Genomic DNA, 15,315 nt, shown 5'->3' with positions numbered 1-15,315 from the left:
ATGTTGCGGTGTTTTGGGCGCAGTATCTCGAAGAAGTGCGTGTCTCGGCGAAAAGGGCGGCGATTGCGGCCGCCGGCGCGCAGCCGTCCACGCCGCGTAGGACGTGCCCGCACGGCCGTCCGAGCGCGCGCCGGCACGTTACAGCGAGGCTCCACCCTCGAGTTTGCGGAAGCCCTCGCCAAAGGCCTCGTGGGCCTCGGTAATGACGACGATGGCGTCCGGGTCGACCTCGGCGACGATGTCCTTGAGCGGGGCGATGTCTGACCTGCTCAGGATGCAGAAGAGCATCGGGCGCTCCTCGCCGGTATACTTGCCCTTCGCCGTGACCTCGGTACAACCGCGATCGAGGTTCTCAAGAACTGCCTGGGCAATCGCCTCGTGCTCGGACGAGATGATCCACGCCACGCGCTCGCGGCTGGGGCCGTCAATCACCATGTCGCAGACCTTGCCCATGAAATAGGTGGCGATGCAGGCATAAAGCGCGTTCTCGACCGAGAAGACCGGGGCAGAAGCCGCGACGATCATGAAATCCGTGATGATGACCCACGTGCCCACGGGAAACATCGAGTGGCGCGCGATGATCTGGCAGATGATGTCGGTGCCGCCGGTGTTGCTGCCCGCACGGAACACGAGGCCGAGGCCAGTGCCGGAGACAACGCCACCCCACAGCGCGCAAAGCAGCAGGTCGCCATTGCCGAGAACCGGCAGGAACGGCGCCGTGAGGTCGATGAAGACCGAACAGAACACGATGCCCGCGAGCGACTTGGCGACGTAGCGCGGACCACCCGCGCGCCAGGCGAGCACCATGAGAAGCGCGTTCATGACGAGGGTCTGGATGCCGACGGGAATATCCGGGCCACCCTGCGCGATGACCGCGGCCCTGACGATAATCGCGATACCAGAGATTCCACCGGGAGCGAGGCCGTTGGGCTCCATGAAGCAGTTGAGGCCGACGGCGAACAGCAGCGTTCCCACGACGACGAGCGCGCCATCACGCGCCAGGTTGCGCTTGCTGATAGCCTCAAAATCGATAGCCATGGAACTCCCCTCCCGTAGTAACGACAACCATCCATTGTCCTCGCCGCAGATGGCAAAGGCAATCTAGCGCGATGGAGTATAGGGAACAAGAAGCGCGGGCGTGCGCTATCTGCAGGCGCCACAAGAAGTGCGGACGTGAACTATCTGCAGGCGCCGCACGCGGCGCATCCGCCAAAGGCCTTCTCGTCGAGGGCACGCCCCGTGGGCGTCGCGGCGAGGCCACCCTCCCCCGTCTCGCGCAGGGTTGACGGCATGACCGCGCCCACGCGCCTCATCGCCGTGACCGCCTCGTCGAAGGGAATCGTGGCGGAGATACCGGCGAGGGCCATCTCCGCGCAGGTGAGGGCAACACTCACACCCGTGGCGTTGCGTCTGACGCAGGGCACCTCCACGAGACCGGCGACGGGGTCGCAGACCAGGCCGAGCAGGCTCTGAATCGCCATCGAGGCGGCGGAGGCGCATTGGCGAGGCGTGCCACCGGCGAGCTCGGTCACAGCCGCGGCGGCCATCGCAGCCGCGGCGCCGGTCTCCGCCTGGCATCCTCCCTCGGCGCCGGCAAGCGTCGCGGCGTGCTCGATCACGAGGCCCACGGCAGCGGCGGTGAACAGCGCCATGACGCAAGCGCCCTCCGAGCATCCGCGCTCGTCTCGCATGGAGAGGACGGCGGCGGGCAGGATGCCGCAGGAGCCGGCGGTGGGTGCGGCGACGACGCGGCCCATGGCGGCGTTGAGCTCGCTCACGGCGAGGGCTCGCCTCACGGCACCCGTAACGATGCCTCCGCAGAGCGGCCTGCCGGCGGCCTCGCGGGCGAGCATGCGGGCGGCGTCTCCTCCGGTGAGTCCGCTCATGGAACGAAGAGAGGGGTCACTTCCGGGGTCCACGCAGGAGTCCATGACGGCAAGGCGGTCGCGCATGAGCGCATAAAGCTCGCCGGGAGCCATCTCCATGACGCGCGCCTGCTGGGCGAGGATGACGTGGGAGATGGGCACTCCGGCATCCTGTGCCGCCTTGACGGCGGGCTCGAGCGTGCCGAGGAGGAAGTCTGTCGCAAGACCGTCCGTCGCGGGAACCTCCCCGGCCTTGGCGGGCTCGCTCGCATCCATGGCGCCAACGGGCTCGAGCACCGTACAACGCTCAACGCCGTCAAGGCGCTCGATGCGCTCGGCGATGTCGCCATCGAGCTGGTTCTCGACCTCGATGCTCATGACCGCCACGCCGCCACGCTCCTGGCGAGCAAGCGCGAAGTCGCAGATGTTCGCACCTCCGGCGGCAAGGACGTCCGTCACGCAGGCGATGAGGCCAGGCTTGTCAGTGTGGCGCACGATGAGCGTGCGCTTGAGGCCGGTAATGCGAACGCGTATGCCATCGACGCGAGTGACCTCGACCTGACCGCCGCCGATGGAGCTGCCGAGCACGGCCACATGCTTGCCCTCCGCGGAGGCGAGCTCAATCAGGGCGGTGTTGGGATGGAGACCCTCGTCCTCGTCATCGCAAACCACAAAGGAGACCTCGACCCCGCGCTCGCGCGCAAGGTCAAGGGAGTCACGCAGGCGCACGTCATCCGCATGGAGTCCGAGGGCACCGGCGACGAGGGCGCGGTCCGTGCCGTGACCGCTGTAGGTCTTCGCGAATGACCCATAGAGCGTCACGCGGACGCTCTTCGGATCCGCCCCCAACAGCATGCGGGACACAAGTCCCAGCCTCGCGGCTCCCGCGGTGTGAGAGCTCGACGGACCGATCATGACGGGTCCGATGATGTCGAGGACGTTCGACACGGTCTCCCCCTAGTCTTCGCGCCCGTTCGGGAGCGCATCTAAGCGGTCAGGTTGATGGGACAAGCTGCTGGCACCCTTCGCGGCAGCGACGACGCGAGGCGTCAGGTCACAGTACTCGCGCGTTTTCCAATCGAAGCGAATCGAGAGATAGCGCAAGGCGAGCACGGCGCCCACACAGCCAAAGCCCGCCGCGACGAGCGGAAGCCCGAAGTACGCCATGGCGGCAAAGACGACGGAACCGCCCAGACACGCCACGGCGTAGAAGTTCGACCCGCGGAAGATGGCCGGGGTCACACCTGCCATCGCGTCGCGCAGGGCGCCGCCACCCACGGCCGTAATGGTGCCGAGGATGACGACGTAGACCGGGTCGAGCCCGTAGGCGAACGCCTTCGAGGAGCCCGCGAGCGCAAAGAGCGCGACGGAAAGCGTGTCCGCAACCAGAATGGAACGGTTGAGGTCGAGAAAGACCCCACGGAAGTAGAACGTCAGAAGGCAGATCGCGAGCGACACCAAGATGAGGTCCGGGTGCGACATGAAGTAGATGTTGGAGGCGCCCAGTAGCAGATCGCGCACGATGCCGCCGCCAAACCCCGTGAGAAAGCCCGCGACGGTGGTTCCGACGACATCGAGCTTGCTCCTGCAGCCGAACATCGCGCCCGTGAGCACGCCGACGACCACAGACGCGTAATCGATACCCCAGGGAATCGCCAGGACGGCGCTAGCGTCAAGAACGGGCATGCGCTACTCCGAACGGTTCCCGGCCTTGTGCGTGTGCACGAGCTTAGGCTGTTCCTCACCGGCGACTGCCTCCTTGGTCACAATGACCTTGGAGACGGAGAGGTCACTCGGGACATCAAACATCGTCTGCTGCAGAACCTTCTCCGCAATGGCGCGAAGGCCGCGGGCGCCGGTCTTGCGGGCCAGCGCGAGGCGTGCCATCTCGCGAACGGCCTCGTCCTCGAACTCGAGCTTGACGCCCTCGATCTCGAACATGCGAACATACTGCTTGATGATGGCGTTGCGCGGCTCGGTGAGGATGCGCACGAGGTCGTCCTCGGTCAGCTGCTTGGTGGAGCAGATGACGGGCAGACGGCCTACGAACTCAGGAATCATGCCGAAGGTGTGCAGGTCCTGGGGCGTGACCTCAGCCATGAGGTCATCCTGGGACTCGGTGACCTTCTTGGCGAGCTCGGAGTTGAAGCCGATGCCCTTCTTGCCGATACGGTCCGCAACAATCTTGTCGAGACCCACGAAGGCGCCACCGCAGATGAACAGGATGTTCGTCGTGTCGATCTTGATGAGCTCCTGCTGCGGATGCTTGCGGCCACCCTGGGGCGGGACGCTCGCAATGGTGCCCTCGAGGATCTTGAGCAGCGACTGCTGCACGCCCTCGCCGGAGACGTCTCGCGTGATGGAGAGGTTCTCCGCCTTGCGCGCGATCTTGTCGACCTCGTCGATATAGACGATACCGACCTGGGCGCGCTCGACGTCGCCGTCAGCCGCGGTAATGAGCTTGAGCAGGATGTTCTCGACATCCTCGCCCACATAGCCGCTCTCCGTGAGGGAGGTGGCGTCAGCGATGGCGAAGGGGACGCGCAGGAAGCGCGCGAGCGTCTGGGCGAGCAGCGTCTTGCCGGTGCCCGTGGGACCTAGGAGCAGGATGTTGCTCTTCGCAAGCTCAACGGGCTCGTTCGAACCAAGCACGTCCTCGGTGCCGGTGTCGTGGGCGACATGCTGGAGGTGCTCGTACTCCTCGGCGTAGAGGTCGTTCTCCATGCCATAGAGCACGCGGCGGTAGTGGTTGTAGACGGCCACGCTCATCGCGCGCTTGGCGTCCTCCTGGCCCATGACGTACTGCGAGAGCTCGTCATAGATCTGGTGCGGCGTGGGAAGCTGCTCGAGCGGCAGGAGTTCCTCGAGCGTGCCCTCGTCATCCACGTCGACATCATGGGCGTAGCCAGGCGTGCCATGAATGATGTCAGAGCAGGCAGCGATGCACTCGTCGCAGATGTAGACGCCGTTGGCGCCCTGAACGAGCTTGCGCACCTGATCGCGGGACTTGCCACAGAACGAGCAGCAAACGTCCTTGGGGTTCATGGGGTCATGGTACTGGGGCACTGGTTACTCCTCCTTGGCGGCGTCAGCGCGCGAGGTGATGACCTTGTCGACGAGACCGTACTCGCAGGCCTCGGCAGCGCGCAGGTAGCGGTCGCGCTCGGTATCCTCGTTGATGCGCTCGACCGGCTGGCCCGTGGCCTCGGCCAGCATCTCGTTGAGGTGCTGGCGAATCCACTTGGTCTCGTCAGCGACGATCTGGATGTCGGTCTGCTGGCCCTGGACGCCGGAGCTCGGCTGGTGGATGAGGACCATCGAGTTGGGAAGCGCCATGCGCTTGCCCTTTGCGCCACAGGCGAGGATGGCGGCGCCCATGGAGGCAGCCATACCCACGCAGATGGTGCAGACGTCGGGCTTGATGTAGTTCATCGTGTCGATGATGCCGAGACCCGCATAGACATCGCCGCCGGGCGAGTCGATGTAGAGCATAATGTCCTTGTCCGGGTCCTGGCTCTCGAGGTGCAGGAGCTGCGCCACCACGAGGTTGGCGGAGTCGCGAGTGACCTCCTCGCCGAGGAAGACGATACGATCGTTGAGCAGGCGGCTGTAGATGTCGTAGCTTCGCTCGCCGCGAGGGGTCTGCTCGACGACATACGGGATGTTGGGAATGTTGCGAACCGGGTTGACCATGTGGTCCTCCATTGTGATCAGGCGCGGATGAGCCGGCCATCTTATCTTGCGGGAGCGTTCGCCTCCCAGCCTATGCTGGCGAGCTCGCTCGGGGAGAAAAAGCCGGGCGGGGAAATCACCCCGCCCGGCGCTTATACCCCTTTATGGGAGTGAGAGCCCGAACGGGCGGAAAATGCTACTCGGCGTCGCGAGCGGCACGACGCTCGGCAACCTCGTCAACGATGTTGACCTTGGCGTTCTCGACGAGCCAATCGACGGCCTTGGTGCGCTTGATGCTCTCGCGGACGGCGGGCATACGGCCGGCCTCCTTGAACTCCTTGAGGGAGGCGTCGACGTCAGCGACACCGGCATCCTCGAACTCGGCGCGGATGTCCTCGTCAGAGGCCTCGAAGCCGAGCTTCTTGGCAAGGGCGTCGAGGGCGAGGGACTGACGGGCGCGCTCGAGGGCCTGCTCGTTCAGGTCGTTCAGGAACTCGTGGGCCTGGATGCCGCGGGCGTTGAGCCAGGCGTCGAGGGTGAGGCCCTGACGCTGGAGCTGGGCGAGGATGTCCTGGGCGATCTCATCGTGGACCTGCTTGACGTAGTCCTCGGGGACCTCGTCGAGCTTGAGGGCCTCGGCGAGCTTCTCGATAACGCGGCTCTCCTTGAGGTTGGGGAGACTGGTCTCCTTGTCCTTGGCGATCTCGTCCTTGACGGCATCCTTGAAGGCGTCGACGGTGTCGAAGCCAGCGGACTTGGCGAACTCGTCATTGAGCTCGGGGAGGACGCGCTTCTTGGCGGACTTGAGGGTGACCTTGACCTTAATGGTCTTGGCCTCGGCCTCGTCGGTGCCGTTGACGTGGATCTCGACGTCCTTGGTCTCGCCGACCTTCATGCCCTTGATGGCATCGTTGAACTCGGCGGGAACCTGGGTGGAGCCAAGCATGAACGGACGGTCCTCGCCAGCGAGGGACTCGCCGTTCTCGACGTTCTCGACGTCGATGGTGAGCAGGTCGTTCTCGGCGGCGACGTAATCGTCAGCAGCGTCCTCGAAGGAGGCGCGATAGCTCAGGAGGGCGTCGAGCTGCTCGGCGAGCTCGGCCTCGGTGACCTCCGCGGGAGGCATGTTGATCTCGGGGGCGTCATAGCTCTCGAGCTCGCAGTCCGGGCGAACGTCGATCACAAGGGTAGCCTCGAAGTCAGCGCCCTCGGTGACGAGCTTGGCCTCGCCGTCGAAGTGGGGCTCGCCGACGGGCACGATGTCGAGCTCGTCGAGCATGAGCGGCTGGGCCTGCTGGAGGACATCCTCGGAAGCCTGGGCGAGCACGTAGTTCTTGCCGACGAGACCGTCGATGACCGGACGCGGGGCCTTGCCCTTGCGGAAGCCCTGGAAGCGATACTGGTTGGCGATGTCCTTGTAAGCCTTCTTGATGGCGGCATCGACATCAGCGGCGGCGACGGTAATGTTGGCCTCGAGCTTGTTGTCCTTGGGCTCGGTGGCGGTGACGGTGATCTTCAACGTTCCTCCTGGATGGTCATTCCGTGGGCGGGAGTGACCCACCCATGCACAAACATAAACGATTCTAGCAAATGAGAACAGCATCTGCTGAGACGCAAAAGGAGGTCGCCGCAATCACGACGACCTCCTCAAACAGTCAATGGTGCGGGCGACAGGAATCGAACCTGCACGAAGTCTCCCCCACTGGAACCTAAATCCAGCGCGTCTACCAGTTCCGCCACGCCCGCATGGCAACCGCTCAATAGTAACCTAAGTGAGCACTTGTCAACGATGGAGAATCTGCGACGTCGCGCCCGACTGAGGAAGAGCCGAAGCCCGCCTGGGCGCGGCGCCGTTGGTGCGCGCTAGATTCGCGAGGGCGCAGACGACTCGCGAGCTACTCCCGGCAAGCCGTCGACCCGTTGATGGACGCCCGAATGCAGGAGACTCCCTAGCAGACGCCCTGAGCCATCATGGCGTCGGCGACCTTCTCGAAGCCGGCGATGTTGGCGCCCATGACGAAGTTGCCCTCGTGGCCATACTTCTTGGCGGTGTCGTCGACATTGTGGAACATGCCGCGCATGAGCTGTTCGAGCTTGCCGTCGACCTCCTCGAAGGTCCAAGAGAGGTGCTCGGCGTTCTGGCTCATCTCGAGGCCGGAGACGAGCACGCCGCCGGCGTTAGCGGCCTTGCCGGGCATGAAGACGACGCCGTTGGCCTGGAAGTACTCGGTCGCGTCAATCGTCGTGGGCATGTTGGCGCCCTCGCCCACGACCTTCACGCCGTTGGCGACGAGGGCCTTGGCGTCCTCGAGATGCAGCGTGTTCTCGCGAGCGCAGGGAAGCGCGATGTCGCAGGGAAGCTGCCAGACGCCGCGGCCGTCACCCTCGTGCCAGGTGGCAGCGGGGCGTTCGTCGACATACATGGCGAGGGAGACGCCCTTGTCGTGGCCGGAGCGCTTCTTGTTGTAGACATGCTCGAGGACGGTGTAGTCAATGCCCTCGGGATCCTCGACCCAACCGTGAGTATCGGAGCAGGCGAGAACCTTGCCGCCGAGCTGCGAGACCTTCTGGACGGCGTAGATGGCGACGTTGCCGGAACCGTGGACAACGACATTCTTGCCCTCGAAGGAGTCGCCGTTGCTCTTGAGGTACTCGTCAACGAAGTAGGCGAGGCCGTAACCGGTGGCCTCGGTACGGGCGAGCGAGCCACCGAAGGAGAGGCCCTTGCCCGTGAGGACGCCGGTCCACTCGTTGCGGAGACGCTTGTACTGACCGAACAGGTAGGCAACCTCACGGCCGCCGACGCCGAGGTCGCCAGCGGGAACGTCGGTGTTGGGGCCGATGTGACGGGCGAGCTCGGTCATGAAGGACTGGCAGAAGTGCATGATCTCGTTGTTGGACTTACCCTTGGGGTCGAAGTCAGAGCCGCCCTTGCCGCCGCCCATGGGAAGGGTGGTCAGGCTGTTCTTGAGGATCTGCTCGAGGCCGAGGAACTTGAGCATGCCGAGCGTGACGGTGGGATTGAAGCGCAGGCCACCCTTGTAGGGGCCGATGGCGGAGTTGAACTCGACGCGGAAGCCGCGGTTGACCTGGACCTTGCCGGAGTCATCGACCCACGGCACGCGGAACATGATCACGCGCTCGGGCTCAACGAGACGCTCGAGAAGGGCGGCCTCCTCGTACTCGGGGTGCGCATCGATGCAAGGCTGTAGGGTACCGAGAATCTCGGTCGCCGCCTGGAGGAACTCGGGCTGCTCAGGGTAACGGGTCTTAAGCTCGTCGAGAACCCTTTCGGTATACGTCATCGACGTCTCCTCTCATGCGCCATCTTGGCGCAAACGGACCTGGCAGATTGCATGTCACACAGGCGACAGACACGCCAAGCCACAGGTCGCGAACCGTGCCCCACGGCGCGCGGCAAATATTGGACAGACGCTCAATAAAATACATTTCAGGCGTTTCCACAAAGCACGCGCGCAAGCACGATTAGCACCGTTGTAACAAACTCAACCCGATGTCTTCACAATGGCCGCGCGGCACCGGCGGCGCGGCAGGCGTAGCGGCTGCGATGAGCACGAGGCAGGCGTGAGCATGGCGGCTGCGACGGGCGCGTGTGGCAGCCGCGGCGCGGACGGCGGCCGCGACGGGCGCGCGGCCCCTCCCCTACGCGCTGCGCGTAGGGTGGATGACCTCGATCGCGCGGTGGGCGCAAGATATCTCGAAGTGCGACCCCTCGCAACGCTCGCCATCAGTCTGGCAGGGCGGCTCGCCGTCGAAGTCGATCACGATGCTCGACGCCGTGCGGAAGCGCAGGTAGCGCGAACCGGTGTGGAGCGCCACGCGAGCGCGCGCGAGAATGCCGAGGGCCTCGATGGTCGAGGGCGAGCCCTCGGAATAGCAGATGTTGAGCAGGCCGTCGTCACACACGGCGTCCGGGCAGATGCGGAACCCGCCGCCGTACGTGGGGCCAACCTGGACGGTGAAGATAACGGAGCTGCCTTCGATCGGTTCGCCGTCGATCACGGCACGGAAGGGCCAGCGGCGCATCTCCCGGCGGATGACGTCGATGCCGGACGCCGCGAACAGACGCGTACCGTGGGCACCCGTCGCGAGACGGCGCTCCATGGTATCGATCGCGATGGCGGCATCGACGCCAAACGACAGCGTCTCATCGAAGTACGTGCCATTTACGAGGCCGAGGTCTACGCGACGCGTGGTGCCTCGGAGGATCTGCGCGAGGGACTTGTCCGGGTCGTTCGGCGCCATGCCGAGAGTGCGGGCGTAGTCGTTTCCCGAGCCCAAAGGGATAACGCCGAGGCGCGGACGGTGGTGGTCGTCGTCAATCTTCATCAGGCCGTTTACGACCTCGTGGATCACACCGTCGCCACCAAGGGCAAGGACCGTGTCGAACGAGGAGGCCGCCGCGGCCATGTCCGTAGCGGCCTTGGGGCCGGAGGTGAGGCGAACGTCGAACCCGTCCGTCGCGGACTCGTACGCCGCGAGCGTGCGACGAACGAACTCCGCGCCTTCGGCACCGGCGCCGCTCTGCGATGCCGGGTTTGCGATGACGAGCGTGTGGCCGAGCGAGAACGCCATGGTCCCTCCGAGGATCCAGCCGGCCCTGCGCCGGCGCTGCGTTCCATTGTATCCCCCAATACAGACTCGCGCCGAGCCTGGGTGTTCGAGCGGTGACGCCGCGGGTAAACTTGCGCGCCGTCCACCGGTCGTTCAGACTTGCGCGCCGTCCGCCAGTCGCTCGAACCTGTGTGCCCGCCCGGTTGCCACTCAAAAATGGCGCGAGCGCAAAGCCGACGCGACATAAGCCACATTGCAAGATGACCAGCCCCATCGTTTGGTCATCGCTTGGCCATCGATGCGCCATCGTTTGCCCACCATTTTCCAATCGCACAACTTTTCGTTTGCCCCAATCGGGCTGCTCGCCTATACTTAACCGGCGTTCCGGGGCGTGGCGCAGTTTGGTAGCGCATCTGCTTTGGGAGCAGAGGGTCGCTGGTTCGAATCCAGTCGCCCCGACCAACGCATGCGGGTGTGGTTCAACGGTAGAACCTCAGCCTTCCAAGCTGATGACGCGGGTTCGACTCCCGTCACCCGCTCCATGCAAAACAGCAGCCCAGAGGCATTCAAGCCTCTGGGCTGTTTTGTTTTCCGTACTCGACGTAACGATTGATGACAAACAACACGGATCCGCCCAGCTGTCATGCGCACGTCTCTGCACGCCGTGGTGCCGCAATTGCATCCCCCAAAGCACACAAAAAGCGGTCGCCACCGCACGCAGCGATGACGACCGCCTTTATATCATGCGATACGCATGACGCTCAGCAGCTCCCGGTACACTCCCGGCAGCCACCAGAAAACGCCCAACTACTTTTGGGCGGCCTCGAGCGCAGCCTTGACCTCTTCCTTGGTCTTGAGCGCGAGGACCTTCTCGGCCAGGGCGTCAGCCTCGGCCTTCGTCCACTGGGAGATGATCTTGCGGGTGCGCAGGATCGACGGGGCGCTCACGGAGAACTCATCCAGGCCGAAGGAGATCAGCATCGGGATGAGCAGCGGATCGGCCGCGGCCTCGCCGCACATGCCAACCATGATGCCGGCCTTGTTGCCCTCCTCAATGATGCGCTTGATGGAGCGCAGCACCGCGGGCTGATAGACGGTGTAAAGGTAACGCACGGCATCGTTGCCGCGGTCAGCACACATCGTGTAGCCGATAAGGTCGTTCGTGCCGATGGAGAAGAAGTCGCACTCGGCGGCAAGGTCGTCGGCGATGAGGGAGGCGGCGGGCGTCTCCATCATGGTGCCAACCTCGATGTTCTTGTTGTACTCCACGCCCTCGGCGTCGAGCTCGGCCTTGCACTCCTCCACGAGCTTCTTGACGTCGCGGACCTCGTCAAGGTCAGTCACCAGCGGGATCATAATCTTGATGTCGCCAAAGGCGGAGGCGCGGAGCAGGGCGCGGAGCTGCACCTTGTACTGATCGGCGTTGGAGAGGCAGTAACGGACGGCACGGTAGCCCATGAACGGGTTATCGTCATGGGTGAGGTGGAGATACGGGATCTCCTTGTCGCCGCCCACATCGAGGGTACGGATGATGACCGGCTTGTCCTTCATGCGAAGGGCGACCTTCTGGTACGCGGCGAACTGCTCGTCCTCGCTGGGGAGCTCGGTGGCATCCATGAAGAGGAACTCGGAGCGGAACAGGCCAACGCCCTCGGCGTCGCGCTCAGCGGCGACGTTGGCGTCGTCGGGGTTGCCGATGTTGGCAACGAGAAGCTTCTCGAGACCGTCGGCGGTCTTCGTCGGGACGCCACGGTAGGCCTCGAGCGCGGCCTTCTCGGCAGCGGCCTTCTCGGCAAGATCCCTGAAACCCTCAAGCTCGGTCTCAGACGGAGCGAGGACGACCTCACCGGTGCTGCCGTTCACGACGACGGTGTCGCCGTTCTTGATGAGGGAGCAAGCGTTCTCGAGCGACAGGACGGCCGGAATCTCGAGAGCGCGGGCGATGATCGCGGAGTGGGAGGTGCGGCCGCCGACCTCGGTCACGATGCCGACGACGTTCTCCTTGTCGATCGTGGCGGTCATGGACGGCGTGAGGTCGTGCACGACGACGATGGAGTCCTTGGGAAGGACGGAGAGGTCGACAAGCTCCTTGCCGAGAAGCTCGGCGAGGATGCCGGTGCGGATGTCCTGGACGTCAGCGCAGCGCTCGCGAATGAGCTGCTCCTCAGAGGCGTCGAACATGGCGTAGAACATGTCGCAGACCTCGTCGATGGCCTGCTCGGCGCACTTGCCGTCGTTGATGCGGTTGTTGACCTCATCGATCATGAAGGGGTCGTTGGCCATGGTGATGTGACCCACCATGATCTCGGCCTCCTTCTCGCCGACCGTAACCTTCATGCGGTCAGCCTGAGCCTGCGTCTTGACGCAGAAGGCATCGAGGGCGGCCTGGTAGCGGGCGCGCTCCTCCTCGTCAGTGTCCTGGTGCGTGGCCGGAACGTAGGACAGGTCCGGCTCGACGGCAACCTGGGCAGAGCCGATGCCGATACCGTCAGACGCGTTAACACCCTTGTACATGAATCCCCCCTGGATCTAAGTACCCTAAGTAGCAATAGAAAGGAGGGTCAGCGCAGTGCGCCGCCCTCCTTAACACGCCATTTGTGGCACGGGGCCAAGGCCCCAAAGGCGATACTACTCGCCGATGCCGCTCTTGACGAGCTCGACGGCGGCGGCGAGAGCGTCAGCCTCGTCAGCGCCATCGCACTTGATCTCAATCTCGGTGCCGCAGGAAAGGCCAGCGGCCATGAGGGCCATCGGCGACTTGCCGTTGGTCTCCTTGCCATCGGCAACGATGGTCACGGTGCTGGCGAACTTGCCCATAGCGGAGGCAAAGGTGCCGGCCGGACGCATGTGAAGACCCTGCGGATTGATGAGCGTAACCTTCTCGGAAACCATGCTGAACTCCTCTTTTTTCTTTATGACCCTTGCGAGCCCTACCCCATAAACACTATGAGCCGACGGATACCCCCGCGACTCACCCACGTGCCTAGGTCGAGTCTAGCAGACCATGAGCACGCTGGAACCTAAATAACCAACCAAAACGCTTCCGTTCGTCAACACCATCGAATCTGCGACAAACGGCTACTCTGCGTCCTTGGCTTCCTTTGCCTCCTTGGCCTCAGGCTTTGCCTCCTTGGCCGGCTTCTTCTCCTTAGAAGCAGTGGCCTTCTTGGCGAGCTCCTCGTCCATAATCTTGGTGAGGCTGTCATAGAACTTATCGATGGTCGAGCGCTGGGCAAGGCCCTTGCTGGCAGCGGTGGCGGAACCGCAGGCGCTCGCGAAGTTGAGGGCGTCCTGGTAGGACTTGCCGGCGTCGAGGCTCGCGAGGAAGCCGGCGACCATCGAGTCGCCGGAGCCCGTGGCGTTCACGAGACGGCACGGCGGGCACTTGGTGATGTACTCGGTGCCATCAGCCGCGACGAGCGCAGAACCCTCGCCACCGCAGGAGACAACGACGTTCTGGGCGCCGCGCTCGTGAAGCAGACGCGCGTAGGGCAGGCACTCCTCCGGGGTCTCCGGGGAGACGTCGAAGAGCTTGCCGAGCTCGTGGTGGTTGGGCTTAATCATGAAAGGCTTCGACTCGAGGGACTGGAGCAGAAGCGTGCCCGGAGCGTCGACGACGAAGCGGATGCCACGGCCGGCGAGGCGAGTCATGATGATCTGGTACATGTCATCAGGCAGGCACTTGGGGATGGAACCCGTGAGGACGAGGGTGTCACCGGCCTTGATGCGGTCAAGGCGGCCAAACATCTCATCGACCTTGTCGTTCGGGATCTTGGGGCCCATGCCGTTGATGATCGTCATCACGATGCCGTTGAGCTTGACGTTGATGCGCGTGAAGCCCTTCTCGAGGCGCACGAAGTTGCACGTGACACCCGCGCTCTGAAGGGTCTCGAGAATGTAGTCACCAGTGAAGCCGGCGATGATGCCGAGGCAGATGGTGTCAACGTTGAGCTCGTTCAGGATGCTGGAGACATTGATGCCGTTACCGCCACAACGAACCTCTTCGCTCGTGGAACGGTTGGTGAAGCCCATGTCGAGCGTCGTGGGGTGCATCACGTAGTCGACAGCAGGGTTGAAGGTAACGGTGTAAATCAAGGGGCGCTCCTTCCTCAGTTTTCCGCAGACTCCAGTATGACACACGAAAGGGCCCCCGACAGTGCTTTCAGGAGCCACTCAGCCAAAAAGTTGACCTCCGTTTAATGGCCATATGCTGGGTTTTAGCAAAAATCTTGCCATCGGACGCCTCCGCACGGAGGACGAACCCGACAAGAAGTAAGGGACTCTTCTGGCGCGGCCCGAAACGCCGCCGCGCGACGAGAAATCTCCCTACTGCTCGAGGCCGGCGTTGATCGCGTCGACGACCTGGGAGGCCTCCGCGGCATCAAAGACGGAGGAGCAGAAGTTGGCATCCGAAACCATAACGGCAAGCTTCGAGAGGATGCGGAGGTGCTCGGTGCCACGCTCGCCATCGGGGATGAACAGGGCGACGGCGACCTTGACGGGAGCCTTGTCCATGGTCTCCCACTCGACGGGCTCAGCGAAGCGGAGAACGACGATGCAGGGGTCTGCAACCTCAGCGCACTTGCAGTGAGGAATGGCGAAGCCGCCCATCATACCCGTGGAACCCTCGGCCTCGCGAGCCTTGAGGGCCTCTGCGAGCGTGGACGCGTCCGCACCAACGCCGAGCTCGGCTGCCTTCTGCGCGGCAAGGTCAAGAGCCTCGTCGCGAGCGGTGGCGGCGCAATCAAGAATCACGTGGTCATTGTCGAGCAGTGCCATTGGGTCTCCCCTCTCCCGGCCAGCCCCCGCCGGCCGATGTCATTCATACCGGAAGCATGGTACTCACGTGCGAGCCAGCTCGCAAATAGATGTAACCGATTTGCAAAAAGATATACCAAATTTCACAAGCGTTAGCAGGAGCGAAACGCATGGCAGTCCGGACTGTTTGCAAAACCAGGCAAGCGATATGCATCCAAGGCGCACTCGTGGCAACAGGGCCGCATTACGGCACGGCAGCGCGAGTCCAGGGACACATCGCAACGCAGTAGCCAAACCCCAGCACCGCATCGCGACGCAGTGGCCAGAAATAGCAAAAGGCCCCGGGATTACCGGGGCCTTGCATGCAATGGTGGACCGTCAGGGACTCGAACCCTGGACCTTGGGATTAAGAGTCCCCTGCTCTACCAGCTGAGCTAACGGTCCA

Annotated in this window: 12 protein-coding genes and 4 tRNA genes; 2 read left to right on the top strand and 14 right to left on the bottom strand. The window is 63.8% G+C overall.

The window, feature by feature from the left end:
- Window positions 1-138: 138 nt before the first annotated feature.
- The 9 genes from ABCN07_RS00480 to ABCN07_RS00440 form a co-directional block, all read right to left on the bottom strand.
- A complete protein-coding gene (locus ABCN07_RS00480) occupies window positions 139-1,038 on the bottom strand; it encodes a YitT family protein (RefSeq protein WP_343004911.1) in 900 nt (299 codons plus the stop codon).
- Window positions 1,039-1,178: 140 nt separating this feature from the next.
- Window positions 1,179-2,813, bottom strand: a complete 1,635-nt coding sequence (sdaAA, locus tag ABCN07_RS00475; protein ID WP_343004910.1) for an L-serine ammonia-lyase, iron-sulfur-dependent, subunit alpha — start codon at window positions 2,811-2,813, stop codon at window positions 1,179-1,181.
- 9 nt (window positions 2,814-2,822) lie between these two features.
- Complete coding sequence (locus tag ABCN07_RS00470; protein WP_343004909.1) at window positions 2,823-3,551, bottom strand: TRIC cation channel family protein; 729 nt, start codon at window positions 3,549-3,551, stop codon at window positions 2,823-2,825.
- A gap of 3 nt (window positions 3,552-3,554) precedes the next feature.
- Complete coding sequence (gene clpX, locus ABCN07_RS00465; RefSeq protein WP_343005162.1) at window positions 3,555-4,910, bottom strand: ATP-dependent Clp protease ATP-binding subunit ClpX; 1,356 nt, start codon at window positions 4,908-4,910, stop codon at window positions 3,555-3,557.
- A gap of 24 nt (window positions 4,911-4,934) precedes the next feature.
- Window positions 4,935-5,558, bottom strand: coding sequence for an ATP-dependent Clp protease proteolytic subunit (locus tag ABCN07_RS00460; RefSeq protein ID WP_293813905.1), 624 nt, complete (start codon window positions 5,556-5,558; stop codon window positions 4,935-4,937).
- A 175-nt stretch (window positions 5,559-5,733) separates the two neighbouring features.
- Window positions 5,734-7,056, bottom strand: a complete 1,323-nt coding sequence (tig, locus tag ABCN07_RS00455; protein WP_343004908.1) for a trigger factor — start codon at window positions 7,054-7,056, stop codon at window positions 5,734-5,736.
- Between the two features lie 140 nt (window positions 7,057-7,196).
- Window positions 7,197-7,283 (bottom strand) — tRNA-Leu (locus ABCN07_RS00450).
- Between the two features lie 203 nt (window positions 7,284-7,486).
- Complete coding sequence (gene gdhA / locus ABCN07_RS00445) at window positions 7,487-8,842, bottom strand: NADP-specific glutamate dehydrogenase (protein WP_343004907.1); 1,356 nt, start codon at window positions 8,840-8,842, stop codon at window positions 7,487-7,489.
- 358 nt (window positions 8,843-9,200) lie between these two features.
- Window positions 9,201-10,133 carry a YegS/Rv2252/BmrU family lipid kinase gene (locus ABCN07_RS00440; protein ID WP_343004906.1) on the bottom strand — a complete coding sequence of 311 codons (933 nt, stop codon included), beginning with the start codon at window positions 10,131-10,133 and terminating at the stop codon, window positions 9,201-9,203.
- 364 nt (window positions 10,134-10,497) lie between these two features.
- On the opposite strand from ABCN07_RS00440, the gene ABCN07_RS00435 reads away from it, so the two are divergent.
- Window positions 10,498-10,574, top strand: a tRNA-Pro gene (locus ABCN07_RS00435).
- A 6-nt stretch (window positions 10,575-10,580) separates the two neighbouring features.
- Window positions 10,581-10,654, top strand: a tRNA-Gly gene (locus ABCN07_RS00430).
- A gap of 265 nt (window positions 10,655-10,919) precedes the next feature.
- Here ABCN07_RS00430 and ptsP read toward each other — a convergent pair.
- From ptsP to ABCN07_RS00405, 5 genes are all read right to left on the bottom strand, one after another.
- Window positions 10,920-12,626, bottom strand: coding sequence for a phosphoenolpyruvate--protein phosphotransferase (ptsP, locus tag ABCN07_RS00425; RefSeq protein WP_343004905.1), 1,707 nt, complete (start codon window positions 12,624-12,626; stop codon window positions 10,920-10,922).
- A gap of 114 nt (window positions 12,627-12,740) precedes the next feature.
- Entirely contained in the window at window positions 12,741-13,004 is a 264-nt protein-coding gene (locus ABCN07_RS00420) for an HPr family phosphocarrier protein (protein ID WP_293813900.1), read from the bottom strand.
- Window positions 13,005-13,190: 186 nt separating this feature from the next.
- A complete protein-coding gene (locus tag ABCN07_RS00415) occupies window positions 13,191-14,207 on the bottom strand; it encodes a 1-phosphofructokinase family hexose kinase (protein WP_317285825.1) in 1,017 nt (338 codons plus the stop codon).
- Between the two features lie 231 nt (window positions 14,208-14,438).
- On the bottom strand, window positions 14,439-14,891 hold the full coding sequence (locus tag ABCN07_RS00410; protein WP_320679774.1) for a PTS sugar transporter subunit IIA: 453 nt from the start codon (window positions 14,889-14,891) through the stop codon (window positions 14,439-14,441).
- Between the two features lie 347 nt (window positions 14,892-15,238).
- Window positions 15,239-15,314, bottom strand: a tRNA-Lys gene (locus ABCN07_RS00405).
- Between the last annotated feature and the right edge of the window lies 1 nt (window position 15,315).

This window comes from Collinsella sp. 1033st1_E11_1033SCRN_220408, assembly GCF_039062465.1.
GTDB lineage: Bacteria > Actinomycetota > Coriobacteriia > Coriobacteriales > Atopobiaceae > Parolsenella.
Note: the sequence above shows the minus strand (reverse complement) of the source record. Positions and strands in the feature narration are given on the sequence as shown.

Excerpts from the sequence above, each read along its gene's own strand:
- ABCN07_RS00410 (WP_320679774.1), bottom strand. The coding sequence starts at position 14,891 with ATGGCACTGCTCGACAATGACCACGTGATTCTTGATTGCGCCGCCACC.
- ABCN07_RS00460 (WP_293813905.1), bottom strand. The coding sequence starts at position 5,558 with ATGGTCAACCCGGTTCGCAACATTCCCAACATCCCGTATGTCGTCGAG.
- clpX (WP_343005162.1), bottom strand. The coding sequence starts at position 4,910 with ATGAACCCCAAGGACGTTTGCTGCTCGTTCTGTGGCAAGTCCCGCGAT.
- ABCN07_RS00480 (WP_343004911.1), bottom strand. The coding sequence starts at position 1,038 with ATGGCTATCGATTTTGAGGCTATCAGCAAGCGCAACCTGGCGCGTGAT.
- ABCN07_RS00420 (WP_293813900.1), bottom strand. The coding sequence starts at position 13,004 with ATGGTTTCCGAGAAGGTTACGCTCATCAATCCGCAGGGTCTTCACATG.
- ABCN07_RS00470 (WP_343004909.1), bottom strand. The coding sequence starts at position 3,551 with ATGCCCGTTCTTGACGCTAGCGCCGTCCTGGCGATTCCCTGGGGTATC.
- gdhA (WP_343004907.1), bottom strand. The coding sequence starts at position 8,842 with ATGACGTATACCGAAAGGGTTCTCGACGAGCTTAAGACCCGTTACCCT.
- ABCN07_RS00440 (WP_343004906.1), bottom strand. The coding sequence starts at position 10,133 with ATGGCGTTCTCGCTCGGCCACACGCTCGTCATCGCAAACCCGGCATCG.
- ptsP (WP_343004905.1), bottom strand. The coding sequence starts at position 12,626 with ATGTACAAGGGTGTTAACGCGTCTGACGGTATCGGCATCGGCTCTGCC.